This is a genomic window from Klebsiella sp. HMSC25G12, from assembly GCF_001807705.1.
Lineage (GTDB): Bacteria > Pseudomonadota > Gammaproteobacteria > Enterobacterales > Enterobacteriaceae > Klebsiella > Klebsiella variicola.
Genome location: NZ_KV789785.1, coordinates 24,204 through 48,519, shown reverse-complemented (window position 1 = coordinate 48,519; position 24,316 = coordinate 24,204). Strand labels below are relative to the sequence as shown.

General features: G+C 58.2%; 22 protein-coding genes. 13 read left to right on the top strand and 9 right to left on the bottom strand.

Going from position 1 to position 24,316, the window contains the following annotated elements:
- Nucleotides 1–48: 48 nt before the first annotated feature.
- The 5 genes from pckA to HMPREF3096_RS01495 all read right to left on the bottom strand — a co-directional run bounded on the left by pckA (nucleotide 49) and on the right by HMPREF3096_RS01495 (nucleotide 6,205).
- Nucleotides 49–1,671: a phosphoenolpyruvate carboxykinase (ATP) gene (pckA, locus tag HMPREF3096_RS01515; RefSeq protein ID WP_032731343.1), complete on the bottom strand. Its 1,623-nt coding sequence runs from the start codon at nucleotides 1,669–1,671 to the stop codon at nucleotides 49–51.
- 359 nt (nucleotides 1,672–2,030) lie between these two features.
- Complete coding sequence (gene hslO / locus HMPREF3096_RS01510) at nucleotides 2,031–2,915, bottom strand: Hsp33 family molecular chaperone HslO (RefSeq protein WP_008807007.1); 885 nt, start codon at nucleotides 2,913–2,915, stop codon at nucleotides 2,031–2,033.
- Nucleotides 2,916–2,933: 18 nt separating this feature from the next.
- Nucleotides 2,934–3,335, bottom strand: a complete 402-nt coding sequence (hslR, locus tag HMPREF3096_RS01505; RefSeq protein ID WP_008807008.1) for a ribosome-associated heat shock protein Hsp15 — start codon at nucleotides 3,333–3,335, stop codon at nucleotides 2,934–2,936.
- Entirely contained in the window at nucleotides 3,332–4,015 is a 684-nt protein-coding gene (gene yrfG / locus HMPREF3096_RS01500; protein ID WP_004181456.1) for a GMP/IMP nucleotidase, read from the bottom strand. Before yrfG ends, hslR begins: the two co-directional genes overlap by 4 nt.
- Before the next feature lie 60 nt (nucleotides 4,016–4,075).
- The gene (locus HMPREF3096_RS01495; protein WP_012540410.1) at nucleotides 4,076–6,205 is read right to left on the bottom strand and encodes an intracellular growth attenuator family protein; all 2,130 of its coding nucleotides are present in this window, start codon (nucleotides 6,203–6,205) and stop codon (nucleotides 4,076–4,078) included.
- Between the two features lie 320 nt (nucleotides 6,206–6,525).
- Between HMPREF3096_RS01495 and nudE the strand changes: the two genes are divergently transcribed.
- Nucleotides 6,526–7,086, top strand: coding sequence for an ADP compounds hydrolase NudE (gene nudE / locus HMPREF3096_RS01490; protein ID WP_012967138.1), 561 nt, complete (start codon nucleotides 6,526–6,528; stop codon nucleotides 7,084–7,086).
- Nucleotides 7,087–7,139: 53 nt separating this feature from the next.
- Here nudE and mrcA read toward each other — a convergent pair whose 3' ends face one another.
- Nucleotides 7,140–9,698 (bottom strand): peptidoglycan glycosyltransferase/peptidoglycan DD-transpeptidase MrcA, encoded by a 2,559-nt coding sequence (gene mrcA, locus HMPREF3096_RS01485; RefSeq protein ID WP_008807011.1) that lies wholly within the window; start codon nucleotides 9,696–9,698, stop codon nucleotides 7,140–7,142.
- Nucleotides 9,699–9,816: 118 nt separating this feature from the next.
- Between mrcA and HMPREF3096_RS01480 the strand changes: the two genes are divergently transcribed.
- From HMPREF3096_RS01480 to trpS, 12 genes are all read left to right on the top strand, one after another.
- Nucleotides 9,817–10,617 carry a type IV pilus biogenesis protein PilM gene (locus HMPREF3096_RS01480; RefSeq protein ID WP_012967139.1) on the top strand — a complete coding sequence of 267 codons (801 nt, stop codon included), beginning with the start codon at nucleotides 9,817–9,819 and terminating at the stop codon, nucleotides 10,615–10,617.
- Nucleotides 10,601–11,134, top strand: coding sequence for a PilN domain-containing protein (locus HMPREF3096_RS01475; protein ID WP_012540413.1), 534 nt, complete (start codon nucleotides 10,601–10,603; stop codon nucleotides 11,132–11,134). Before HMPREF3096_RS01480 ends, HMPREF3096_RS01475 begins: the two co-directional genes overlap by 17 nt.
- Nucleotides 11,124–11,552 (top strand): HofO family protein, encoded by a 429-nt coding sequence (locus tag HMPREF3096_RS01470; protein ID WP_032731342.1) that lies wholly within the window; start codon nucleotides 11,124–11,126, stop codon nucleotides 11,550–11,552. The genes HMPREF3096_RS01475 and HMPREF3096_RS01470 overlap by 11 nt, the downstream gene beginning before the upstream one ends.
- A complete protein-coding gene (locus tag HMPREF3096_RS01465) occupies nucleotides 11,542–11,922 on the top strand; it encodes a HofP DNA utilization family protein (protein WP_032731341.1) in 381 nt (126 codons plus the stop codon). Before HMPREF3096_RS01470 ends, HMPREF3096_RS01465 begins: the two co-directional genes overlap by 11 nt.
- A complete protein-coding gene (gene hofQ / locus HMPREF3096_RS01460; RefSeq protein ID WP_032731340.1) occupies nucleotides 11,858–13,099 on the top strand; it encodes a DNA uptake porin HofQ in 1,242 nt (413 codons plus the stop codon). The genes HMPREF3096_RS01465 and hofQ overlap by 65 nt, the downstream gene beginning before the upstream one ends.
- A 270-nt stretch (nucleotides 13,100–13,369) precedes the next feature.
- Nucleotides 13,370–13,891: a shikimate kinase AroK gene (gene aroK, locus HMPREF3096_RS01455; protein ID WP_002920267.1), complete on the top strand. Its 522-nt coding sequence runs from the start codon at nucleotides 13,370–13,372 to the stop codon at nucleotides 13,889–13,891.
- Nucleotides 13,892–13,946: 55 nt separating this feature from the next.
- Complete coding sequence (gene aroB / locus HMPREF3096_RS01450; protein WP_008807017.1) at nucleotides 13,947–15,041, top strand: 3-dehydroquinate synthase; 1,095 nt, start codon at nucleotides 13,947–13,949, stop codon at nucleotides 15,039–15,041.
- A gap of 84 nt (nucleotides 15,042–15,125) precedes the next feature.
- On the top strand, nucleotides 15,126–16,415 hold the full coding sequence (gene damX / locus HMPREF3096_RS01445) for a cell division protein DamX (protein ID WP_008807018.1): 1,290 nt from the start codon (nucleotides 15,126–15,128) through the stop codon (nucleotides 16,413–16,415).
- A gap of 78 nt (nucleotides 16,416–16,493) precedes the next feature.
- Nucleotides 16,494–17,321 (top strand): adenine-specific DNA-methyltransferase, encoded by an 828-nt coding sequence (gene dam / locus HMPREF3096_RS01440; protein WP_008807019.1) that lies wholly within the window; start codon nucleotides 16,494–16,496, stop codon nucleotides 17,319–17,321.
- A 17-nt stretch (nucleotides 17,322–17,338) separates the two neighbouring features.
- Complete coding sequence (rpe, locus tag HMPREF3096_RS01435; RefSeq protein ID WP_004202179.1) at nucleotides 17,339–18,016, top strand: ribulose-phosphate 3-epimerase; 678 nt, start codon at nucleotides 17,339–17,341, stop codon at nucleotides 18,014–18,016.
- Complete coding sequence (gph, locus tag HMPREF3096_RS01430; RefSeq protein ID WP_012540418.1) at nucleotides 18,009–18,770, top strand: phosphoglycolate phosphatase; 762 nt, start codon at nucleotides 18,009–18,011, stop codon at nucleotides 18,768–18,770. The genes rpe and gph overlap by 8 nt, the downstream gene beginning before the upstream one ends.
- Nucleotides 18,763–19,767: a tryptophan--tRNA ligase gene (gene trpS / locus HMPREF3096_RS01425; RefSeq protein ID WP_008807022.1), complete on the top strand. Its 1,005-nt coding sequence runs from the start codon at nucleotides 18,763–18,765 to the stop codon at nucleotides 19,765–19,767. Before gph ends, trpS begins: the two co-directional genes overlap by 8 nt.
- A 75-nt stretch (nucleotides 19,768–19,842) precedes the next feature.
- Here the strand turns inward: trpS and cysG are convergent, their stop codons facing one another.
- The 3 genes from cysG to nirB form a co-directional block, all read right to left on the bottom strand.
- Entirely contained in the window at nucleotides 19,843–21,216 is a 1,374-nt protein-coding gene (gene cysG / locus HMPREF3096_RS01420; protein ID WP_012967144.1) for a siroheme synthase CysG, read from the bottom strand.
- A gap of 152 nt (nucleotides 21,217–21,368) precedes the next feature.
- Nucleotides 21,369–21,695, bottom strand: coding sequence for a nitrite reductase small subunit NirD (gene nirD / locus HMPREF3096_RS01415; RefSeq protein ID WP_032731333.1), 327 nt, complete (start codon nucleotides 21,693–21,695; stop codon nucleotides 21,369–21,371).
- Entirely contained in the window at nucleotides 21,692–24,235 is a 2,544-nt protein-coding gene (nirB, locus tag HMPREF3096_RS01410) for a nitrite reductase large subunit NirB (RefSeq protein WP_070544254.1), read from the bottom strand. The genes nirD and nirB overlap by 4 nt, the downstream gene beginning before the upstream one ends.
- Between the last annotated feature and the right edge of the window lie 81 nt (nucleotides 24,236–24,316).

Here is a 24,316-nt window from a genome sequence, read left to right as displayed (position 1 = left end):
TGCACAACAAAAAGCCGGGCAAGCCCGGCTTTTTCACCTCTGCGCCCGTTAGCGCTGCGGCCCTGCCGCCACCAGCGTGGCGCCCGCTGGCGTATCGGTATACTTCTCAAAGTTCTCGATAAACAGCTTCGCCAGCTGATCGGCTTTTTCCTGCCACTGCTCCGGGGAACCATAGGTGCTGCGCGGATCGAGGATCTGGGTATCCACACCCGGGAGCGCCGTTGGGATCTGCAGGTTAAACATCGGCAGGGTAAAGGTCTCCGCGTTGTCCAGCGAGCCATTGAGGATGGCGTCGATGATGGCGCGGGTATCTTTAATCGAGATACGCTTGCCGGTGCCGTTCCAGCCGGTATTGACCAGATAAGCCTGCGCGCCGGCCGCCTGCATACGTTTAACCAGCACTTCGGCGTACTGTGTCGGATGCAGCGACAGGAAGGCGGCGCCAAAGCAGGCGGAGAAGGTTGGCGTGGGCTCGGTCACGCCGCGTTCGGTGCCGGCCAGTTTGGCGGTAAACCCGGACAGGAAATGGTACTGGGTCTGATCGGCGGTCAGGCGGGAGACCGGCGGCAGGACGCCGAACGCATCGGCCGTCAGGAAGATCACTTTGGTGGCGTGACCCGCTTTGGAAACCGGTTTAACAATGTTGTCGATATGGTCGATGGGGTAGGAGACGCGGGTGTTTTCAGTCTTCGAACCGTCATCGAAATCGATCGTGCCATCGGCGCGCACCACCACGTTTTCCAGCAGAGCATTGCGGCGAATGGCGTGATAGATATCCGGCTCGGCCGCTTCAGAGAGCTTGATGGTCTTGGCGTAGCAGCCCCCTTCGAAGTTAAACACGCCGTCGTCATCCCAGCCATGTTCATCATCGCCAATCAGGCGGCGTTTTGGATCGGTGGAGAGGGTGGTTTTGCCGGTGCCTGAGAGGCCGAAGAAAATAGCGACATCGCCTTTTTCGCCGACGTTGGCTGAGCAGTGCATGGAGGCGATGCCCTTCAGCGGCAGCAGGTAGTTCATGATCGAGAACATCCCTTTCTTCATTTCGCCACCATACCAGGTGCCGCCGATCAGCTGGATGCGCTCGGTGAGGTTGAAGGCGATGAAGTTTTCCGAGTTCAGACCTTGCTCTTTCCACTGCGGGTTGGTGCACTTCGCGCCGTTCATCACGATGAAGTCGGGCTCGAAGTCCGCCAGCTCTTCATCGCTCGGGCGGATGAACATGTTTTTAACGAAGTGCGCCTGCCAGGCCACTTCGGTAATAAAGCGCACGCTGAGACGCGTATCGGCGTTGGCGCCGCAGAAGGCGTCGACGATAAACAGCCGTTTACCGGACAACTGCTGGGTCACCAGCCCTTTCAGATGCTGCCAGGTTTCCTGTGAAAGCGGCTTGTTGTCGTTTTTACCTTTGCCTTTATCGGACCACCAGACGGTATCGCGGGTGGTGTCGTCGCGAACGAGATACTTATCTTTCGGAGAACGGCCGGTAAAAATGCCCGTGTCGACGGCGATAGCACCCAGACTGGTTAATACGCCACGTTCGTAACCTTCCAGGCTGGGGTCGAGCTCTTCCTGAAACAACATATCGTAGCTGGGGTTGTGGACGATATCCTGAACGTCATTGATACCATAAGCCTTGAGATCCTGCGGGGTTAAACCATGATTAACGCGCATGTCACTGCTCCTTAGCCAAGATGTACTGCTGTAAATTGTAGGGTTTCTTACCGGGTATTGACCGCGACCAGGCTCATAGATTTACGTATCTCGACATTCCTCAGAATGACGAAAAAAACGGTGACTCCTGTCACGAAGTGAAGTGGATTATCTCAGGAAATGGGCGGATGTTGGGGGTAGATGTTTATTAATGGTTAAAAAGTAATTAAAAAAACTACTGAATTGTGAATGTAATCGCTTTCCTGGAATAAAATTACGTAACTCTTTCAGGGAAAATCGATTCAACTCGTGAATAAATAAAAGTCAGGCACAAGGCGACGAACAACATCGCCACCCTGTACCTGTGGAAGACGCGGGGATTAATGGACCTGTGGGTCGGCCGGAGAGGCGTTATTACGGATCTCGGCAATATCCATGGCATTGAAGATATAGTGGTTACCGCAGTAGTCGCAGTGCATATCAATCTCGCCTTCATCGGCGAGGATGCTATCTATCTCTTCATCCGGCAGGGTCTTCAGCGCGCCAGCGCAGCGTTCACGAGAACACGTACATTTGAACTCGACGCTCTGCGGCTCGTAGACCGTGACCTCTTCCTCATGGTACAGGCGCCACAGCACATCGTTCGCCGGCAGGGTGAACAGCTCTTCCGCCTTGATGGTCTCGGTGAGCGTCGCCAGGTGCTCGAAGTCGGTCGTCTGGGTATCCTGCGCCGGCATCACCTGCAGCAGCATCCCACCGGCCATCGGCTGACCTTCATGTTCCCCGGTGCGAATGATGAGGCGCGTCGGCAGCTGCTCTGAACGCTGGAAGTAATCTTCCAGGCAGGCGGCCAGCGTATCGCCTTCCAGACCGACCACACCCTGATAACGTTCACCCTCTTTCGGGGAGATGGTAATGACCAGATAGCCGTTGCCGACCATCGTTTTCAGATCCGCATCGTCCGCAATATCGCCCTGCACGCGCGCGACGCCACGCAACTGCTGCTGGTTATTGCCGTTGATCACCGCCAGCTGTAAAGGGCCATCGCCCTGCAGCTGAACGGTAATATCACCAGCAAACTTCAGCGTCGCGGTCAGCAGGCTGGTGGCGACCAGCAGCTCCGCCAGCACCGTTTTCACCGGCTGTGGATAGGTGTGATTGGCCAGAATCTGTTCCAGGGTTTCCGACACCGTCACCAGCTCGCCGCGTACGGCATAGTTTTCAAACAGATAACGATGTAATTGATCGTGTTGAGTCATAATCATCTCTCTTTCTGGCGCGAGTTACTCACTCTCGCCGTGTTTAAATCTCATCAGGTCGCGGCGCTCTTTCTTGTCCGGACGTCTGTCAGGGTGCGGCATGGTCAGGGCGTTCATTTTGCGCGCCAGGGCCACTTTTTCACGCTTCTCGATACTTTCCGCCGTCTCTTCATACAGGGCGACGGCTTCACTTGCCGGGCGGCGCTGTTCGGTAATACCGACAATCCGTACCGTACGCTCGTCATTGCCCTGGCGCAGCGTCAGCATGGCGTCCAGCTCGACAATTTTCCCGGGTTTGCTGCGTTGTCCGTTGTAATGCACCTTGCCGCCTTCAATCATCTCCCGCGCCAGTGCGCGGGTCTTGTAAAAGCGGGCGGCCCAAAGCCATTTGTCCAGTCTGACGGTTTCGCTGGGCTTCTCTTTCATCGCCTCTCCTTCGGGGTAAGCGAAGGGATCAGTCGCCGGTAATCATTCAATCCTGGGTGGCGCAGATACTGCTTTTCCGCCAGCCCGGAGTCGGGATTGGTAATGCCCAGGCAGTAACGAATGCCAAATTCCCTCGCGGCATCCAGAATCGCCTCGCTGTCGTCGACAAACAGCGTTTTATGGGCCTCAAGGCCAGTCTCCTCCGCCACGGCGCGCCACAGGCGCTGATCCTCTTTCGGATAACCAAATGTGTGGGTGGAAAGTAATAAATCAAGGTGCGCATCCAGGCCGGTGTGTTTGAGCTTCACCGCCAGATTGTGGGGATGGGCATTGGTCAACAGAATGCGTCGCTTACCGCAGGCCTTGAGCGCATCAAGGAACGGCACCGTATCCTCGCGCAGCGTGGCGCGCGGACCCTGTTCGCTGGTCATCGCACAAATATCCAAACCCAGGCGCTCGCTCCAGTAATCCAGACAGTACCAGTTTAGCGTATGCTGCACGGCGTGATACTCCTGGCGCATGGCGTCTTTCGCCTCCTGCAGATTGAGGCCGCGGGCGGCGCCCCAGGTTTCAGGCACCAGCGTTTGCCAGAAATAGTTGTCGAAAGCGAGGTCCAGGAGCGTGCCGTCCATATCCAGCAGAACGGTATCGACCTCCTGCCAGGCGATATCAAAATGCATGATGACTCTCCAGCGAGCAGAAAATGGGCGACAGGGTATCATACCCTGTCGCCGGGAAAATTAATCTTGCGGGTCAGACGCGGGGAGCAGTACCGGGTTCAGGCAGCTTTCGTAATATTTCTGAATCTCTTCCATACGCTGGCGATGGCGTTGATAACGACGCAGCGCCTGTATGCCGTGGTAAGCCATGCATCCCAGCATCGACAACAGCAGCAGCGTAATGCCCAGATAGCGCCACAGTCCGCTGCGGTCGGGGATGCGGTGCAGATTGATATGCTGGGTGCCGTTGGCGTCGGTAAACAGATTGGTGACGATCCCTTCGGCGTGGAAAGGGGTATGCATGAGCATACCGGCCAGTCGCCGCAGCTCGCTCCACTGCTCATGTGCCGGATAATCATACAGGCTCACCGCCGGCCACGGCTGATTGACCAGCACGCTGCCTTCATCGCTGGCGATCAAGAAACCGCCGGGCGCCGGGCTGTTTAGCGCCTGCGCGGCTCGCGAAGTTTCACGCATTACAAAGGGGGCGGTGGAAGTGGTCACCAGATTCTCCAGCGACTCCGCGCTGACCGGGCGCAGCAGCACGTTCACGCCGTCCAGTTTTCCGGCGGTGGCGCGCTTGGTCAGCGCCTCCCAGTTACGGGTATTTCCGAGGTTGACCAGCGCATTCTTCAGGCGCAGGCAGTCATCCTTTGCCGAGCAGAGATCGTTGGTTTTCAGGACGATATCGCCGAAATCATCCAGCAGCACCATGCCTGATTTCTGAATCGCGGAGCGCAGCGCCGGGCTGACGCGGGAGTCATCGTCGGTTTCCGGGTGCAGCTGGCGCTGGACGGACTGCATCAGGGCGGTCGCTTTGCTGACAATATCAGACTCTGGCAGCGGCAGAGGAGGGGCGTCGTTCCATACAATCTGTGAACAATCGAAAGGCAGGAACGGCGAATCCTCTTTGGCCGACCAGCTACCCGGCGTACGGATATTACACATCCCGGTGCCTGTCAGGCGCAGCGTATCGCCAATGCGCACATGGGCTTTTGCCAGCTGGTCGACGGTTGTCGCTTCAATCGTCTGGGCGCCCTTCAACCACGACAGGGTGAACTTAAACGGCATATTTAGCGGTACGCTGACCCACAGCATGATCACCACTACCAGCGCGCCGGCGGCGATAATCGCGCTGCGCAGCCAGTACTGTAGCGGGAAGTTTTTCACTTCATCATGGAGCGACAGGTAGCGTCCCTGGCGGGCCACGTGACGGTTGAGATAGATATCAATATCGGTCTGCTGTCCCAGGTCCTGGGCGATCCATGGCTGCCAGTGGCGCGGATAGATGAGATCGATAATACCCAGCGAAATGTTATTGATATGTTCCTGATCGTTTTCGCCAAACAGACCCCAGCGTTTGGGAACGCCCCGCAGGCAGTGAATTTCGCGCAACGCGGCGCGGCGCGGCGGGGCATAGATCCCCCCCACGCCAGCGGCGAGAAGCAGTACCCCCGCGGCCACCAGCCAGGGGGTAAAAACGGCTGGCCCAATCAGGCTGAAATAAAAGAACAGGAAGGAGGCGACGATCAGGATCGCTTCGCGCAGCCCATCCGGCCGGTTGAGGGCGTGTTCTTCCCGACTTTCCCGACGGATCTGCCGTAGCTCTACCTGTTCGCTCTCTTCGCCGCGAATGGAGGCCTGGGTGGCCGATGCGCGTTCCAGGGCGTAGCTTTGCGCCTCCTGACGATAGTCGCTCAGGCTATGACCGTTAAGGGTGATAACCAGCGGCAGGCTGTCGGTGGGGATCAGCTCAACGCTGTTTTCGTCGTTGATATGCTGTTCCCAGAACGGCGGCAGATGGACTTCCACCGAATCGAGAAAGTAGCGCCATTTATTCGGCGCGTCGGTAGTGATCCCGTAGCGAGTGATGGCTCGCGTCACCGCGTAGACCGTATCACTCTGTTCATTCAGCGCCAAAGCGACGGGCGCGGTCGTTGCGCCGGACGCCGGGACCTGCAGGGTGCGACTGAGCTCCGCAAGATACTTTTCGATAGCCTGACGCTCATCGGCAGGAAGCGGCCGCGTAGTGGCGTCGCTAAAGGCGTGCAGTAGAGGAAGGCGTCGGCGTCTGGCGTGAGCGCGGTACCACCATCCGATGAGCAATACGCAGATTAGCAGAGCTGTAAGGAAAATCAGAAAGGTGCCCATGCCCATCCCATCATAGTTATTTTTTTCTTACGATATCGTTGGTGAACGTGAAGACTAACGTCAAGCTGCAGTGTTAGTGGCGCACCTGGTTACAGGGTAATGAATATGTCTTGCAGCAACGCATAAGCTTACCAAAAACGTTAATGCGCAGAAATCGGTAAATTCTCAAACAGAATTCAAGCTATTGACTTTTTTATCTTTATTACTTTCCCCTTTGCCAGTAAAAGGTTACAACTCTGTAAATAAGTAGCGATTTGGATTGCCGAAAGCGTGTTGCGTATCGCACAATGACTGCTTAATCACAGCATAGACCGATGACAATGAGCAAATCATTACAAAAACCCACCATTCTCAATGTTGAAACTGTCGCCCGTTCGCGCCTCTTTAATGTCGAAAGCGTCGATCTGGAATTCAGCAACGGTGTGCGTCGCGTTTATGAACGTATGCGGCCATCCACCCGTGAAGCGGTGATGATTGTGCCGATTGTTGATGATCACATTATTTTGATTCGCGAGTATGCCGTCGGCACGGAATCCTACGAACTGGGTTTCTCCAAAGGGCTGATTGACCCGGGTGAAACCGTGGATGAAGCAGCGAATCGCGAGCTGAAAGAAGAGGTTGGCTTTGGCGCCAATAAGCTGACGTTTCTGAAGAAGCTCAGTATGGCCCCCTCTTACTTCTCCAGCAAAATGAATATCCTGGTGGCGGAAGACCTCTATCCTGAGTCACTGCCGGGCGATGAACCTGAGCCGCTGCCGCAGGTGCGCTGGCCGCTGGCGCAGCTGATGTCGCTGCTGGATGAAGAAGATTTTAACGAAGCCCGTAACGTCAGCGCGCTGTTTTTAGTGCGCGAGTGGCTGCTGGCTCAGGGCCGGCTCTGAGAGAAAGCGCGCCGTTAGCAGCAATAAAAAAGCGCCCGCAGGCGCTTTTTTTGTCAGAACAGTTCGTGGGTTTCACCACCGCCGTCAGTCAGGGTGGTGCCCACCTCATGGACCGCCTGCTGCGTGGGCTGGGTTCCTTCAATGAAGTATTCCGCGCGGCTGTTGCCCCCGTTAGCCAACTGACCAGTGCTGCGGTCGATATTCACCGTGACGATCCCCGGCGGCGGGGTTAACGGCTCTTCCGGCACCCCCTCCAGCACGCTCTTCATAAAGCTGTCCCAGGCAGGCTGGGCACTTTTAGCACCCCCCTCATAGCCGGAGATCTGATCTTTAATCGCCCCGGAGGCGGTGGTGCGGCCAAGATCGCGACGATGATCGTCAAAGCCGATCCATACCGAAGTCACTACACCTGGGCCGTAGCCTGAGAACCAGGCATCCTTCGAGCTGTTGGTGGTCCCGGTTTTCCCGCCGATGTCATGCCGCTGCAGATCGCGTCCGGCACGCCAGCCGGTTCCCATCCAGCCCGGTTCGCCAAAGATGTTGCTGTTCAGTGCGCTTTTTATCAGGAACGACAGCGGCGTGTTAATCACATGCGGCGCGTATTCCTGGGCGCCGCTCTGTGCAACCAGCGACTGGTTGGCCTGCTCCAGCTGCGGCTGTGGCGGCACGTTGCCGTTCTGCGGTTCCGTCGAGGTGGCGACATCTTCCACATCTTTATTTTCCAGCACGTTGGATTTTGGCGTATCACCGTAAATGACCGGTAAATCACACTGCGGGCAGGCGATTTTCGGACGTTCTTCGAAGAGAACGCCGCCCTGATCATTCTCAATCTTACTGATAAAGAACGGGTTGACCAGGAAGCCGCCGTTGGCCATCACCGAATATCCGCGGGCAACCTGCAGGGGCGTAAAGGAGGCGGAGCCCAGGGCCAGCGATTCTGTGTGGACAATGTTTTGCGCCGGGAAGCCAAAGCGCTGCAGATACTCGGCGGCATAGTCAACGCCCATGGCGCGCATAGCGCGCACCATCACCACGTTTTTCGACTGTCCAAGCCCCTGGCGTAAACGAATCGGACCGGCATACTGCGGCGGCGAGTTCTTCGGCCGCCAGTCGGATCCTGCGCCTGCGTCCCAGCGCGAGATCGGCACATCGTTGAGCATACTGGCCAGCGTTAAGCCTTTATCCATCGCGGCGGTATAGAGGAACGGCTTAATGTTGGAGCCGACCTGACGCAGCGCCTGAGTGGCGCGGTTGAACTTGCTCTGGTTAAAGTCAAACCCGCCGACGAGAGCAATAATCGCGCCGTTTTGCGGATTAATGGAGACCAGCGCTGAGTTGACGTCCGGGACCTGTGACAGCCACCAGCCGTCAGCCACTTTACGAACCCAGATCTGCTGCCCGGCCTGCAGGACGTCGTTGACTTTACGCGGGGTCGCCCCCTGCTGCGTATCCGAGATAAAGCGCCGGGCCCAGCGCACGCCGTCCATCGTCAGAGAAACCGAGTCGCCGTTAGCCAACAGCGCGACGGCCTCCTGGGCATTCGCGGAAGTGACCACCGCCGGGAAAAGCGGGCCGTAGCCAGACTGACGCTTCAGCGAGTCGATGATTTTCTTCGTCTCCCACGGCGTTTCACCGACTTTCCATAGCACGCTGGCCGGGCCGCGGTAGCCGTGACGCATATCGTAATCCAGCACGTTATTGCGTACCGCCTGCTGGGCTGCCTGCTGATTCTTGCGAGTAATGGTGGTGTAAACCCGGTAGCCATCTTCATAGGCCTGCTCGCCGTAGCGATTCACCATCTCCTGGCGCACCATTTCGCTCAGGTAAGGGGCGGAGAAAGCGATTTTCGGCGCGTGATAGCTTGCGTCGATCGCTTCGCTGCGCGCCTCATCATATTGCGCCTGGGTGATGTACCCCTCGCTCAACATACGCGACAGCACCACGTTGCGACGGGCGGTCGCGCGATCCATGGAATAGAGTGGGTTAAAGGTAGAAGGCGCTTTCGGCAGACCGGCAATCACCGCCATCTCACTCAGGGTCAACTGGTCGATAGGTTTGCCAAAATAGACCTGCGCCGCGGCGCCGACGCCATAGGCGCGGTAGCCGAGGTAGATCTTGTTCAGATACAGCTCAAGGATTTCATCTTTGTTCAGCAACTGCTCGATGCGGATAGCCAGAAAGGCCTCTTTAATCTTACGCATCAACGTCTTCTCGGGGCTGAGGAAGAAGTTACGTGCTAACTGCTGGGTGATGGTGCTGGCGCCCTGGGAGGCATGGCCTGAAAACATCGCCACGCTGGCGGCGCGGAAAATACCCACCGGATCGACGCCGTGGTGCTCATAGAAACGGCTGTCTTCAGTGGCGATAAACGCTTTCACCAGCTCGGGGGGAATTTGCTGCAGCGTCACAGGGATACGGCGTTTTTCGCCATATTGCGCAATAAGCTCACCGTCGGCGCTATAGACCTGCATCGGGATCTGCAAACGCACATCCTTCAGGGTTGCGACGTCGGGGAGTTGCGGCTCTATGTATTTGTAGAGGCCAAAAATCGAGCCTGCTCCCAGCAGTACGCAACAGACTGCAAGGATCAATAGATACTTTACGAACTTCACCGGTGTTTTCCCATTTAGTTTTATTTGGGCAGTTTATAAACAAACGCGCGGTAGTATAAAGGCAAGCCAGGTGCATTGATATAGCCGGACAGTTTTGCCGGATAAGGAGATCGTAAGCATGGCTTTCAGAAACTGGCGGATCGGGATGCATATCCAGCAGGATAGCATCGCCATTGTCGCGCTATTGCATGAACGCTCACACTGGGCGCTGCGCCGCTGGTGGCGTATTCCGCTGCCGCCAGGCCTGGTACGGCAGGGGATGGTGGTGGACGTCAGCGCCCTTGGCGCACAGCTTAGCGCCTGGCGGCGGGAGCTACCGGTGCAGCATCAGGTCAGTATCGCTTTCCCCGCCGTTCGCACGCTGCAAAAGCGCCTGCCTTATCCCCAGTTCGCCCTGCGGGATCGTGAACAGGCGACGTGGATAGCCAGCGCGATGACCCAGCAACTGGCGATGCCCGCCGCCTCCTTAAGCATTGATTATGCTCCCACCTCGCGGGATGACGGTTGGCAGGTCACGGCGGCGCAGCGGCTGGACATCAATGTCCTGCGGGCGCTGGCAGGACGGCTACGACTGCGGGTAGCGGCCATCGTGCCGGATGCCAGCGCGCTCGGCGCGTTTGTCCCCTTGCTGAACCCGCAGTCGCAGGGCCTCGCGTGGCGGGATGAAAATCACTGGCTATGGGCGACGCAGGAGGCCTGGGGTTGTGTCACCTGCGATGAGGTGAAGTCGTTAAGCCAGCTGGCGGAGCAGCTTCAGGTTCCTTTGCGTCTGTGCGCTGACGCTGGCGACGAGGCCAGCAACTTAGATGTCTGGCAGGTCATTCACCGCCGGCAGCCTCCTCTGCCGGTCGATGGCGATCGCTACGCTATCGCCCTTGGGCTGGCGCTGGGGAGTGAACACCATGACGCATGCCGTTAATCTTCTCCCCTGGCGCGACCTGCGGCGGCGCCAGCGCCTGCGCTTCATCCTGCTGATTGCTACCGGCATTATGCTGCTGGGATTGATGATCCTGCAGGTATGTCGCACGGTCCGTCTGCAGCATCTCGCCCTGGCGACACTCCACGCGACGGCCGACGCGCAGTTGCTCGCCTCGCTTAAACAGCGCGAGCTTCCAATGCGCGAGGCGTGGCAGCAGCACCAGCGTCATCGTCAACAGCAACGGCGTAGAGCGGCGATCGCCGCCTGGCAACCCAGGCTGCTGGCGCTGGCGGCAGATCTGCCCGCGCAGGCGTGGCTGACGCGGCTGGATTACCAGGGCGCGGTTCTGACCGTGAACGGCCTGGCCCTCAACCTTCAGGCGCTGGCCGGACTGGAGCGCATTCTGACCAATGTGGCGGGATTCGCGCCTGCAAAAGCGGGCGGAACGCAGCGCGACGCCGAGGGACGCTGGCAGTTCAGTTTTACCCTTGCAGAAGAGCGTGCCGATGTGGATTAGCAGCCGGCGCAGCCAGGCGGTGCTGCTGACCCTGCTCGCGATGGGGGGGCTGGGCTTCGGCGTTACGCTCTGGCGCGCTGCCGGGCCGCCGCTGGCGGCAGTGTCCCGCGACCCCGTCCTGCAAACGCAGTGGCGCCGGGTGATGGCATTGCGCATGCCTGCCGGTGAAACACCCGGAGGGCGCATCGACAAGCAGCCGTTTTCGCCGATAGCCATTCCGCTTGCCGGGGTGAAGCTTATCGCCTGGCGACCTCAGGGTAGCGGGGGCGAGATGGAGCTGACCCTGCCCTGGCAGACGCTGCCCGCGTTTTTTTCCTGGCTGGCGCGCTGCGGGATGAACCCGCGATCGTTCTCGCTGGAGCGTGAGGCGCAGGTGCTCCGCCTGCGTTTGCAACTGGAGGCGGAAGATGGGACGTAAACGCTGGGCTTTACTGTGGCTGCCGCTGTCGCTGCTGGCGGCCGAGCGCGATCCTTTTCAGCCGGTAGAGGATCCCTGCCGCACGATGCAGTTATCACAATGGCGCTATGGCGGCGCGGCCGGGGATGGCGCAGGCTGGACGGGGTTTCTGCAGGACGGGAGCGGCAAATGGCGGCGGGTGCGCATGGATGATCAATTGCCCACGGGCTGGCGGGTGAGCCGGCTGACGACCGGTGAGCTGGAGATCGCCACGCCTGCGGGGTGTGAACCGCCAGCGTGGCGCTGGCAACGTGAAGGGAAACAATATGATGCGATGGATAAGCCTACTGCTTCTGCTGCTGCCGCTGGCGGCGCCCGCCGCCCGAAATGAAAAGACAATTTCGCTGGTGGTTGATGACGCGCCGGTGGCTCATGTGCTGCAAGCGCTGGCCGAAATGAACCACAAGAACCTTGTTGTGGCGCCGGACGTTAGCGGTACGCTCTCCCTGCATCTGCAAACGGTCCCCTGGACCCAGGCGCTGCGGGCGGTGGCGGATAGCGCAGGCCTCTCTTTGCAACAGCAGGGGACGGTCATCTACGCGCATACCCAGGCCTGGCAAAAGGCGAATCAGGCGCAGCGTGAAGCGGAACAGGAGAAACGCCTGCAGAACCTGCCCCTGCAGGCCGAGAACGTGACCCTGCACTATGCCGATGCCGAGGAGCTGGCTAAAACGGGCGGTAAGTTGCTTAGTGCCAGGGGGCACCTGATGGCGGACAAACGGACCAACCGGCTGCTGATCCGCGATGATGCCCGGCATCTGCCGGCGTTGAAAGCCTGGGCGCAGGAGATGGATTTGCCCGTCGGACAGGTGGAGCTGGCCGCTCATATCGTGTCGATGAGCGAAACCAGCCTTCGCGAGCTGGGGGTGAAGTGGCGGCTGGCGGAGGCCGGAGGCTCGCCGGGATCAGGACAAATCACCACCCTGAGCAGCGATATGTCGGTGAACGATGCCAGCACCCGTGCGGGGTTTAACATCGGTAAGATTAACGGTCGCTTACTCGAACTGGAACTTTCCGCGCTGGAGCGCAAGCAGCAGGTCGATATTATCGCCAGCCCTCGTTTGCTGGCCTCGCATATGCAGCCCGCCAGCATCAAGCAGGGGAGCGAGATCCCCTATCAGGTTTCCAGCGGTGAAAGCGGCGCCACGTCGGTGGAATTTAAAGAGGCCGTGCTGGGCATGGAGGTGACGCCGACGGTGCTGCAGCAGGGGAGAGTGCGGCTGAAGCTGAGGATCAGCGAAAATACGCCGGGTCAGGTGCTGAAGCAGGATAATGGCGAGGCGCTGGCCATCGATAAACAGGAGATAGAAACCCTGGTGGAAGTTCGCAGCGGCGAGACGTTAGCGTTGGGCGGCATCTTTTCGCAGAAAAACAAAACCGCCCGCGACAGCGTCCCGCTGCTTGGCGATATCCCGGTGCTGGGGCGTCTGTTTCGTCGCGACGGGAAAGATAATGAACGCCGTGAACTGGTTGTCTTTATTACGCCACGGATTCTGGCGGTACGTTAAGCAGGTTTTTCATGCTAAACACGTTTCAGGTGTTTGACGTGAGGACGGATTTAGCATACAAGGGGTACCGATTTGAGAGTCGGGTACGACATCAATCCTCCCTTTATTGTCCGGCGATTTTATTCAGTTGCCAAACCAGCCGGAGTATTGAGATAATTTTTAGTCTGACTCTCGCTCTATTGCATATGAGGTTTCAGTTCATGCCCTGCGGCGCTGGGTGTCTGCGAAGCGGGTTTATCATTAACGAATAGTCTTAGTAGTACCGAAAAAATGGCAGAGAAACGCAACATCTTTCTGGTTGGGCCTATGGGTGCCGGCAAAAGCACTATTGGGCGTCAGTTAGCCCAACAGCTCAACATGGAATTTTACGATTCCGATCAAGAAATTGAGAAACGCACTGGCGCTGATGTGGGCTGGGTCTTCGATGTTGAAGGCGAAGAAGGCTTCCGCGACCGTGAAGAAAAAATTATCAATGAGTTGACGGAAAAACAGGGGATTGTGCTGGCGACTGGCGGCGGCTCTGTAAAATCCCGTGAAACGCGTAACCGTCTCTCCGCCCGCGGCGTGGTGGTCTACCTGGAAACGACAATCGAGAAGCAGTTGGCCCGTACGCAGCGCGATAAAAAGCGTCCTTTGCTACAAGTCGATGCGCCGCCTCGTGAAGTGCTGGAAGCGCTGGCTGACGAGCGTAACCCGCTGTATGAAGAGATCGCCGATGTGACTATCCGCACAGACGATCAGAGTGCGAAAGTCGTCGCGAACCAGATTATTCATATGCTGGAAAGCAATTGATTCTGGCTTAATAAAAGTGCGTCAGAGTAAAAGTCACTGAGGTGGACGTCGCGTTATGGAGAGGCTTACTGTTACCCTCGGGGAACGTAGTTACCCGATTACCATCGCGGCTGGTTTGTTTAACGATCCAGCTTCCTTCCTGCCACTCAAGTCGGGCGACCAGGCTATGCTGGTCACCAACGAAACGCTGGCGCCGCTTTATCTGGATACCGTCCGCTCTGTGCTGGAGCAGGCAGGGGTCAACGTTGACAGCGTGATCCTGCCCGATGGCGAGCAGTATAAAAGCCTGGCGGTGATGGATACTGTTTTTACCGCGCTGTTGCAAAAACCGCATGGCCGCGACACCACGCTGGTGGCGCTTGGCGGTGGCGTAATTGGTGATTTAACCGGTTTCGCCGCGGCAAGCTATCAGCGCGGGGTGCGTTTTATCCAGGTCCCTACCACTCTGCTGTCACAGGTCGATTCGTCGGTCGGCGGCAAAACCGCAGTGAACCATCCTCTCGGCAAAAATATGATTGGCGCCTTCTGGCAGCCGGTTTCGGTGGTGGTTGATCTTAACTGTCTGAAGACCCTCCCGGCGCGTGAACTCGCTTCCGGACTGGCTGAGGTCATCAAGTACGGTGTGATCCTCGACGGCGAATTCTTCAGTTGGCTGGAAAACAACATTGATGCGCTGCTGGCGCTGGATGAAAAAGCGATGGCGTACTGTATTCGCCGTTGCTGTGAGCTGAAAGCGGAAGTTGTGGCTGCCGACGAGCGTGAAACCGGGTTACGTGCTTTACTCAATCTTGGACATACCTTCGGCCATGCTATCGAGGCGGAAATGGGCTACGGTAACTGGCTGCACGGCGAAGCGGTGGCGGCAGGTATGGTGATGGCGGCGCATACGTCCGAACGGCTGGGGCAGTTCCGCGCGCAGGATACACAGCGCATTATCGATCTGCTCAAGCGTGCAGGCTTACCGGTACGCGGCCCGCAGGAAATGAGTGCGCAGGCGTATTTGCCCCATATGATGCGCGATAAAAAAGTACTGGCGGGCGACATGCGGCTGGTGCTCCCGCTCGCAATAGGAAGCAGCGAGCTGCGCGGCGGAGTGCCGCATGATGTGGTTCTTGGCGCGATTGCTGATACTCAGCAGGCGCAACAATAAGAAGGTCTGGCCGCGTTCGCGCGGCGTTATCATTTCGGGTGATGTGCAATAATCGTGAGCATAAGCCTTTTAGTGGGGTGTTAAATGGATGATTTCAAACCAGAAGACGATATGAAAGCCGATCGCAACGATCGTCGTGCTGGTCGTTCCCGTCAGTCTTCCGAGCGTGATGCCGATCCGCAGATCAATTTTGACGACGTCGATCTTGATGCCGATGAAGGCCGTCCGACGCGCGCCGGTAAGGCCCGTCGCGAGCGTGAAGAGGAAGAGTTCGAAGAAGAACTGGATGCGGAAGACGAGGAACTGCTCGAAGAGCAGCCTGTAGAGCGTCGTCCGCGCAAGCGTAAAAAAGCGCCGGCCAAACCTGCCTCCCGTCAATACATCATGATGGGCGTGGGGATTCTGGTGCTGCTGCTGTTAATCGTGGGTATTGGTTCTGCGCTGAAATCGCCATCCTCGTCCAGCCAGCAGACCGCTTCCGGCGAGAAGAGCATTAATTTGTCTGACGATCAGTCCACCAGCACGCCTGCTGCCGGTCAGGATCAGACTGCTGCGGCCAACACCACCCCACAGCAGGACGTAACGGTTCCGCCTATTGCCGCGAACCCGACGCAGGGCCAGGCAGTATCAGAGCCGCAGGGCCAGCAGCGTATTGAAGTTCAGGGCGATCTGAACAATGCGCTGACCCAGCAGCAGGGCCAGCTGGACGGCGCCGTGGCTAACTCGACGCTGCCAACTGAACCGGCAACCGTCGCGCCGATCCGTAATGGCGCCAATAGCACTGCGGCGCCGCGCCAGGCGACCGAGCGTCAGACGGCTGCAACGCCGCGTCCGACAGAGCGTAAGCACACCGTTATCGAAGCGAAGCCGCAGACGAAGCCTCAGGCCGTGGCAAAAGCGCCGGTAGAAACGAAGCCGGTTCAGCCGAAGCATGTTGAAAGCGCGGCGACTACCGCCCCGGCGAAAACCACCGTAACCGAAAGCAAACCGGTGGCAACAGCGCAGAGCAAACCGGTAGCAACAGCGTCCACCACCACTGCCGCGCCAGCCGCAACGGCAGCGCCAGCCGCGAAGAGCGGTAAAACAGCAGGTGACGTGAGCTCAATGAAATCTGCGCCGTCGGGTAACTATACCCTGCAGCTCAGCAGCTCCTCTAACTACGACAACCTGAACAACTGGGCGAAGAAAGAGAAGCTGGATAGATATGTTGTCTATGAAACGTCGCGTAACGGCCAACCGTGGTACGTGCTGGTGAGCGGTATCTATGCTTCGAAAGAAGAAGCGAAACGCGCTGTCACCTCGCTGCCGGCGGACGTGCAGGCGAAAAATCCATGGGCAAAACCACTGCATCAGGTACAGGCTGACCTGAAATAATGCCGTGGGGTAGTCTTAAGCGCAGGATGCTGTCGGAGCTTTCTCCACAGCCGGAGAACGTGTAATTAGTTAGGCAGCATGAAAAAGAATCGCGCTTTTCTGAAGTGGGCAGGGGGGAAGTACCCCCTGCTTGACGATATTAAAAAGCATTTGCCGGAAGGCGAGTGCTTAATCGAGCCCTTTGTGGGCGCCGGGTCGGTATTTCTCAATACCGACTTTTCTCGTTATATCCTCGCGGATATCAACAGTGACTTAATTGGCCTGTACAACATCGTTAAATTGCGTACCGACGAATACGTCGCCGCTGCGCGTGAGATGTTTGTCCCGGAAAACAACGTCGCTGAGCGCTACTACCAGTATCGTGATGAATTCAACCAAAGCCAGGATCCGCTGCGTCGCGCGGTGCTGTTCCTGTATCTGAATCGCCACGGCTACAACGGCCTGTGTCGCTACAATCTGCGCGGCGAGTTTAATGTGCCGTTTGGCCGCTATAAAAAGCCCTATTTCCCCGAGGCAGAGCTCTATCATTTCGCCGAGAAAGCACAAAACGCCGAGTTTTACTGCGAATCGTATGAAGAGTGCATGCAACGTGCAGATAGCCGCGCGGTGGTATATTGCGATCCACCCTATGCGCCGCTGACGGCGACGGCGAACTTTACCGCCTACCACACCAACAGCTTCAATCTGGAACAACAGGTACTGCTGGCGCAAAAGGCGGAATCGCTGATGAAAAAGCGGATCCCGGTGCTGATTTCCAACCACCGCACACCGTTGACGCAGGAATGGTATAAAAACGCGGCAGAAACACATATTGTGAAGGTTCGGCGCAGCATCAGCAGCAACGGTGGTACGCGTAAAAAGGTGGATGAGCTGTTAGCGCTCTACCGTCCGCCTAAGACCAAATAAATTTCAAGGAGATGCGGATGAAGCAGTATTTGATTGCCCCTTCGATTCTGTCAGCTGATTTTGCCCGTCTGGGTGAGGATACCGCGAAGGCGCTGGCGGCGGGTGCGGATGTCGTGCACTTCGACGTCATGGACAACCACTACGTGCCGAATCTGACGATTGGCCCGATGGTGCTGAAGTCGCTGCGCAATTACGGTATTACCGCGCCAATCGACGTCCACCTGATGGTGAAGCCGGTCGACCGCATCATTCCTGATTTTGCCGAAGCCGGCGCCAGCATCATCACCTTCCATCCTGAAGCCTCCGAACACGTCGATCGCAGCCTGCAGCTGATTAAAGAGCACGGCTGTAAAGCGGGCCTGGTGTTTAACCCGGCGACGCCCCTGAGCTACCTCGATTACGTGATGGATAAGCTGGACGTGATCCTGCTGATGTCGGTTAACCCGGGCTTTGGCGGCCAGTCCTTTATTCCCCAGACGCTGGATAAACTGCGTGAAGTACGCCAGCGCATCGATGCTTCTGGCTACGATATTCGCCTGGAAGTGGATGGCGGCGTGAAAGCCAGCAATATTGGCGAAATCGCCGCGGCGGGTGCGGATATGTTTGTTGCCGGTTCGGCGATCTTCGGTCAGCCGGACTACAAGAAAGTGATTGATCAAATGCGTAGTGAATTAGCGAAGGTGAGTCATGGATAAATTACAGGCGATCCGCGGCATCGCGTTTGATCTCGACGGCACGCTGGTGGACAGTGCGCCGGGTCTAACCTCGGCGGTTGATAACGCCCTCTACGCCCTGGAGTTGCCGGTGGCGGGAGAAGAACGCGTTGTCACCTGGATCGGCAACGGCGCCGATGTCCTGATGGAGCGGGCGCTGACCTGGGCTCGTCAGGAGCGTGCGACGTTACGGGCGGCGATGGGTAAGCCTTCCGTCGACGATCATGATATTCCGCAAGACGAACAGCTGCGCATTTTGCGTAAACTGTTTGACCGCTATTACGCCGAAACGGCGGAAGAGGGTAGCTTCCTGTTCCCGGCGGTGGCCGATACGCTCGGCGCGCTGCATGCCAAAGGCCTGCCGCTGGCGCTGGTCACCAATAAGCCGACGCCGTTTGTCGCCCCGCTGCTGGACGCGCTCGATATCGCGAAATATTTTACCGTGGTGATTGGCGGCGATGACGTGCAGAACAAAAAGCCGCATCCGGAACCGCTGCTGCTGGTAGCGGAAAAGCTCTCTCTGGCTCCTGCCGAGCTGCTGTTCGTCGGCGATTCGCGCAATGATATTCAGGCGGCCAAAGCGGCAGGCTGCTGCTCTGTCGGCCTGACCTACGGTTATAACTATGGCGAACCGCTTGCGCTGAGCGAGCCGGACTATCTCTTCGACCAGTTTAATGAACTCTTACCCGCTCTCGGGTTACCGCACAGTGAAACTCAGGAATTGAAACATGACTAAGCCCATCGTTTTTAGTGGCGCACAGCCCTCAGGTGAACTGACCATTGGCAACTACATGGGTGCGCTGCGTCAGTGGGTAAACATGCAGGACGATTACCACTGCATCTATTGCATCGTGGACCAGCACGCCATTACCGTGCGCCAGGATCCGCAGCAGCTGCGCAAAGCGACGCTGGATACCCTGGCGCTGTATCTGGCCTGCGGCATCGATCCGCAGAAAAGCACTATCTTCGTTCAGTCGCACGTGCCGGAACACGCCCAGTTAGGCTGGGCGCTGAACTGCTACACCTATTTCGGCGAACTGAGCCGCATGACCCAGTTTAAAGATAAGTCCGCGCGCTACGCGGAGAACATCAACGCCGGTCTGTTTGATTACCCGGTACTGATGGCCGCTGACATTCTGCTGTATCAGACCAACCAGGTTCCGGTAGGGGAAGATCAGAAACAGCACCTGGAGCTGAGCCGCGATATCGCCCAGCGTTTTAACGCCATCTATGGCGATGTCTTTAAAGTGCCTGAGCCGTTTATTCCGAAGTCCGGCGCACGCGTGATGTCGCTGCTGGAGCCGACCAGGAAGATGTCCAAGTCCGACGACAACCGCAACAACGTCATCGGCCTGCTGGAAGATCCGAAATCGGTGGTCAAGAAGATCAAACGCGCGGTGACCGACTCCGACGAGCCGCCGGTGGTACGCTACGACCTGAAAGAAAAAGCGGGTGTCTCCAACCTGCTGGATATCCTCTCCGCGGTCACCGGGAAAACCATTCCTGAGCTGGAGCAGCATTTTGAAGGCAAAATGTATGGCCACCTGAAAGGCGAAGTCGCTGAAGCGGTGTCGGGCATGCTGACTGAGCTGCAGGAGCGCTATCACCGTTTCCGTAACGACGAAGCGTTTCTCAACCAGGTAATGAAAGACGGCGCAGAGAAAGCCAGCGCGCGCGCATCTCAGACCCTGAAAGCGGTATACGAAGCGATTGGTTTTGTCGCCAGGCCGTAAGCGACGCAACAGCTAAAAAGGCGGGATATTATCCCGCCTTTTTTATGTCTGTCGTCCACGCGGGGGAGGCGAAGATTAGTGGTTCGAGAACCAGTTCAGTTTATCCCGCAGGCCGACCACGCGGCCGACGATGATCAGCGCCGGACTAGCCATCTGCTGCGCCAGGATATCCAGTTGCCCTAAGGTGCCGCTGACCACTTTTTGCGACACGGCGGTGCCGTTCTCGACGATGGCGGCGGGCATATCTTCCGCCATGCCGTGAGCAATGAGCTTCTCGCGGATCGCCGGCGCCTGGTTCAGGCCCATGTAGAACACCAGGGTTTGCTTCTCCACCGCCAGGTTCGCCCAATCCAGCTCGCCGCCGGTTTTCAGGTGGCCGGTGACCAGGCGGACGCCCTGGGCGAAATCGCGGTGTGTTAACGGGATCCCCGAGTAGGCGGAGCAGCCGGAGGCGGCGGTGATGCCTGGAACAACGGAGAAGGGGATGCCTGCCTCACAGAGGGTTTCCAGCTCTTCCCCTCCGCGGCCAAAGATAAAGGGATCGCCGCCTTTCAGCCGGACCACGCGTTTTCCTTTTTGCGCTTCACGCAGCAGGATCTGGTTGATCTCCTCCTGCGGGACGCAGTGGTAGCCAGAACGTTTGCCGACGAACACCCGGTCGGCATCGCGACGCACCAGATTCATGATGTCGTCGGAAACCAGCCGGTCATAAACCACCACGTCGGCCTGCTGGATCTGCTGCAGGCCTTTGAGCGTGAGCAGCCCGGCGTCGCCGGGGCCGGCGCCAACCAGCACCACCTCGCCGCGATGCTCCAACGGCTCCGTCAGCAGCTGCTCGGTGGTATCCGCCACCGCCTGCCGATCGTCATTGGCCAGCGACTGCGCCAGCCGGTCGTTCACAAACAGCTTCTCCCAGAAGCGGCGGCGTTCGCCCACGCTGGCAAACTGCTGCTTAACGCGCGCGCGCAGATGGCCGGCATAGCGGGCCAGCTGGCCGAGATGCAGGGGTAAGACTGACTCCAGCTTCTCGCGCAGCAGGCGCGCCAGTACCGGCGATGTCCCGCCCGAAGAGACGGCGACCATCAGCGGCGAGCGGTCGATGATGGATGGCATAATAAAGCTGGCCTGACGCGGGGCATCCACCACGTTACAGAAGATACGCCGCGCTTCGGCTGCATCGCTGACCTGCTGGTTCACCGTCTCATTATCGGTAGCGGCAATGGCCAGCCAGCAGGTGTCCAGCAGCGAGGGGATAAACTCACCCTGCACCAGGGTTAGCATCTGTGAATCGGCCCACACCTGAAACTGCGGGGTGAAGTCGAGCGCATTGACCGTGACGTTTGCGCCAGCATCCAGTAGCAGACGGGCCTTGCGTTCGGCGACATCCCCGCCGCCAACCAGTAAACAATCCCGCTGGCGCAACTGGCAGAATATGGGTAAGTGATCCACAGAATAACCTCATGAAAATAAGGGGTAGAAAATGCGTGGTCGTAGAATAGCAGCAAAGGTAATACAAAACATGCGACTTATCCCGCACTCATGCGTTGTCGGTCAGAAGTGTTGCTTATGTCTCCCCCCGTAGCCGGGGGGAGGAAGAGGACTTACGCTTTAAGCTGCACCTGGCCGTCTTTCACCCGGGCGTCGAAGCGGGCGATGGAGTGGCTGGCATCTTCCATGCACAGGCCGTCGCTCAGGCGGAAGCGCTGCTTTTTCAGCGGGCTGGCAACCCATAGCGCGCCATCATGTTCGGCGATAATCCCGCGAGACAGCACGCTGGCCTTGAAGAACGGGTCAATGTTGCTGATGGCGAATACCCTGTCGTCCTGGTAGGGACGGAAGATCGCCACCTGCTGCTGGCCGAGCAGCGCGCAGACGCCGGTGGCCGGCAGGATGTCGTCAATTTTGCAGATGTTTACCCACTGGCTCATACGTTTTCCTCCACCAGCGTGACCGGGATGCGCTCATAGGGCGTGGCCGGGCGGTGCTGGTCACGTTCCGGCACCACCTGTACGTTCGGGTCGCGCTGGTCGCTGTTGATAAAGTGTTTGAAGCGGGTCTGCGCCGCCGGGTTGTTGACGGTTTCGGTCCACTCGCAGGCGAAGGCGGCGCGCAGGCGAGCCAGCTCCTCTTCCAGATGGTCGTTCAGGCCCAGCTTGTCATCGATGATGACGCTGCGCAGATAGTCGATGCCGCCTTCCATGTTGTCCAGCCACGGCGCGGTGCGGGTCAGCTTATCGGCGGTGCGGATGTAGAACATCATAAAGCGGTCGAGATACTTAATCAGCGTCTCGCGATCAAGGTCCGCGGCCAGCAGATCGGCGTGGCGCGGCTTCATCCCGCCATTACCGCACACGTACAGGTTCCAGCCTTTCTCGGTGGCGATGATCCCCACGTCTTTGCCCTGGGCCTCCGCACATTCGCGGGTGCAGCCGGAGACGCCGAACTTCATTTTGTGCGGGGTGCGGATGCCTTTGTAGCGGTTTTCCAGTTCCACGCCGAAGCCGACGCTGTCGCCGACCCCGTAGCGGCACCAGGTGCTACCGACGCAGGTTTTCGCCATCCGCAGCGCTTTGGCGTAGGCGTGGCCGGTTTCGAAGCCCGCTTCAATCAGCTGACGCCAGATCTCCGGCAGGTCGTCTTTCTGCGCGCCAAACAGGCCGATGCGCTGGGAGCCGGTGATTTTGGTGTACAGATTGAATTCACGCGCGATACGGCCCACGGCGACCAGCCCTTCCGGCGTGATTTCGCCGCCAGCGGAGCGCGGGATCACCGAGTAGGTGCCATCTTTCTGAATGTTGGCAAGGAAGTTGTCGTTGGTGTCCTGCAGCGGCGTGTGCTGCGGTTTGAGGATGTACTCATTCCAGCAGGAGACCAGCAGAGAGCCGACGGTCGGCTTACAGATCTCGCAGCCATAACCCTGACCGTGTTTTTCCAGCAGTTCGTCGAAGGTTTTAATGCCTTCCACGCGGATCAGGTGGAACAGCTCCTGGCGGGAGTAAGCGAAGTGTTCGCACAGGTTGTTGTTGACCTCGATGCCCTGTTTCGCCAGTTCGGCATTGAGCACCTGCGTCACCAGAGGGATACAACCCCCGCAGCCGGTTCCGGCTTTGGTTTCCGCTTTCAGCGCCGCGACGGTGTGGCAGCCTTTGTTGATGGCGGCGATCAGGTCGCCTTTACTGACGTCAAAGCAGGAGCAGATCTGCGCGCTGTCCGGCAGTTTATCGACGCCGATCGACGGCTTGCCGCTGCCGGCGTGGGCCGGAAGGATCAGCGAATCCGGATTTTCCGGCAGCTCGATAGCGTTGAGCACCAGTTGCAGCAGATTGCCATAGTCGCTGGTGTCACCGACCAGCACCGCGCCGAGCAGCGTTTTATTGTCGGCGCTGACGATCAGGCGCTTATAAACTTCTTTGCTTTCGTCGAGATAGACGTAGCTGCGGGCGCCCGGCGTACGGCCGTGGGCATCGCCGATCCCACCCACGTCCACACCCAGCAGCTTCAGCTTGGCGCTGAGGTCGGCGCCGGTGAAGCTGTTTTCACTGCCGAGGAGATGGTCGACGGCCACCTGGGCCATTTTATAACCCGGGGCGACGAGGCCATACACGCGGTTGTTCCAGCTGGCGCATTCCCCGATGGCGTAGATGTCCGGGTCGGAGGTCTGGCAGCTATCGTTGACCATGATGCCGCCGCGCTGGGCGACCGCCAGCCCGCACTGGGTGGCCAGCTTATCGCGCGGGCGGATCCCGGTTGAGAAGACGATGAAATCGACCTGCAGCTCGCTACCGTCGGCGAAGTGCATGGTTTTACGCGCCTCGGTGCCCTGCTGGACGATCTCTTTGGTATTTTTACTGGTGTGAACTTTCACGCCCATGCTTTCAATTTTGCGCCGCAGCTGCTCGCCGCCCATCTGGTCGAGCTGCTCGGCCATCAGCATCGGCGCGAACTCGATCACGTGGGTTTCCACGCCGAGGTTTTTCAGGGCGCCTGCGGCTTCCAGGCCTAGCAGGCCACCGCCGACCACCGCGCCGCGTTTGCTGCGACGGGCGCAGGATTCAATCGCGTTAAGATCTTCGATGGTGCGATAAACGAAGCAATCCTGAGTTTCCGCGCCTTTAATCGGCGGGATCCAGGGGTATGAGCCGGTCGCCATAATCAGCTTGTCGTAGAACACGGTGCGCCCGGCGCTGGAGTGGATCACCTTCTCCTGGCGGTTGATGGTGATCGCCCGTTCGCCGACCAGCACCTTGACGCCGTGTTTCTCATAGAAACCTTCGCGCACCAGCGACAGCTCTTCTGCGGTATGGTGGGAGAAATAAGACGACAGGTGGACACGGTCGTAGGCGATACGCGGTTCTTCACAGAACACGGTAATGTCGAACTGTCCGGCAGGCGCCTTATCGAGAAGCTCTTCGATAAAGCGATGGCCAACCATGCCGTTACCGATGATAGCGATTCTGACTTTGCTCATTTTTGCCTCGATTTCTTTTCTATTACCGCCTACCTTAACGATTCAGCCATCAGGCTTATTGATGCAAATCAATGACAACTT

Coding starts and splice junctions, on each gene's coding strand:
- pckA (WP_032731343.1), bottom strand. CDS start 1,671: ATGCGCGTTAATCATGGTTTAACCCCGCAGGATCTCAAGGCTTATGGT.
- hslO (WP_008807007.1), bottom strand. CDS start 2,915: ATGATTATGACTCAACACGATCAATTACATCGTTATCTGTTTGAAAAC.
- hslR (WP_008807008.1), bottom strand. CDS start 3,335: ATGAAAGAGAAGCCCAGCGAAACCGTCAGACTGGACAAATGGCTTTGG.
- yrfG (WP_004181456.1), bottom strand. CDS start 4,015: ATGCATTTTGATATCGCCTGGCAGGAGGTCGATACCGTTCTGCTGGAT.
- HMPREF3096_RS01495 (WP_012540410.1), bottom strand. CDS start 6,205: ATGGGCACCTTTCTGATTTTCCTTACAGCTCTGCTAATCTGCGTATTG.
- nudE (WP_012967138.1), top strand. CDS start 6,526: ATGAGCAAATCATTACAAAAACCCACCATTCTCAATGTTGAAACTGTC.
- HMPREF3096_RS01480 (WP_012967139.1), top strand. CDS start 9,817: ATGGCTTTCAGAAACTGGCGGATCGGGATGCATATCCAGCAGGATAGC.
- HMPREF3096_RS01475 (WP_012540413.1), top strand. CDS start 10,601: ATGACGCATGCCGTTAATCTTCTCCCCTGGCGCGACCTGCGGCGGCGC.
- HMPREF3096_RS01470 (WP_032731342.1), top strand. CDS start 11,124: ATGTGGATTAGCAGCCGGCGCAGCCAGGCGGTGCTGCTGACCCTGCTC.
- HMPREF3096_RS01465 (WP_032731341.1), top strand. CDS start 11,542: ATGGGACGTAAACGCTGGGCTTTACTGTGGCTGCCGCTGTCGCTGCTG.
- hofQ (WP_032731340.1), top strand. CDS start 11,858: ATGATGCGATGGATAAGCCTACTGCTTCTGCTGCTGCCGCTGGCGGCG.
- aroK (WP_002920267.1), top strand. CDS start 13,370: ATGGCAGAGAAACGCAACATCTTTCTGGTTGGGCCTATGGGTGCCGGC.
- aroB (WP_008807017.1), top strand. CDS start 13,947: ATGGAGAGGCTTACTGTTACCCTCGGGGAACGTAGTTACCCGATTACC.
- damX (WP_008807018.1), top strand. CDS start 15,126: ATGGATGATTTCAAACCAGAAGACGATATGAAAGCCGATCGCAACGAT.
- dam (WP_008807019.1), top strand. CDS start 16,494: ATGAAAAAGAATCGCGCTTTTCTGAAGTGGGCAGGGGGGAAGTACCCC.
- rpe (WP_004202179.1), top strand. CDS start 17,339: ATGAAGCAGTATTTGATTGCCCCTTCGATTCTGTCAGCTGATTTTGCC.
- gph (WP_012540418.1), top strand. CDS start 18,009: ATGGATAAATTACAGGCGATCCGCGGCATCGCGTTTGATCTCGACGGC.
- trpS (WP_008807022.1), top strand. CDS start 18,763: ATGACTAAGCCCATCGTTTTTAGTGGCGCACAGCCCTCAGGTGAACTG.
- nirD (WP_032731333.1), bottom strand. CDS start 21,695: ATGAGCCAGTGGGTAAACATCTGCAAAATTGACGACATCCTGCCGGCC.
- nirB (WP_070544254.1), bottom strand. CDS start 24,235: ATGAGCAAAGTCAGAATCGCTATCATCGGTAACGGCATGGTTGGCCAT.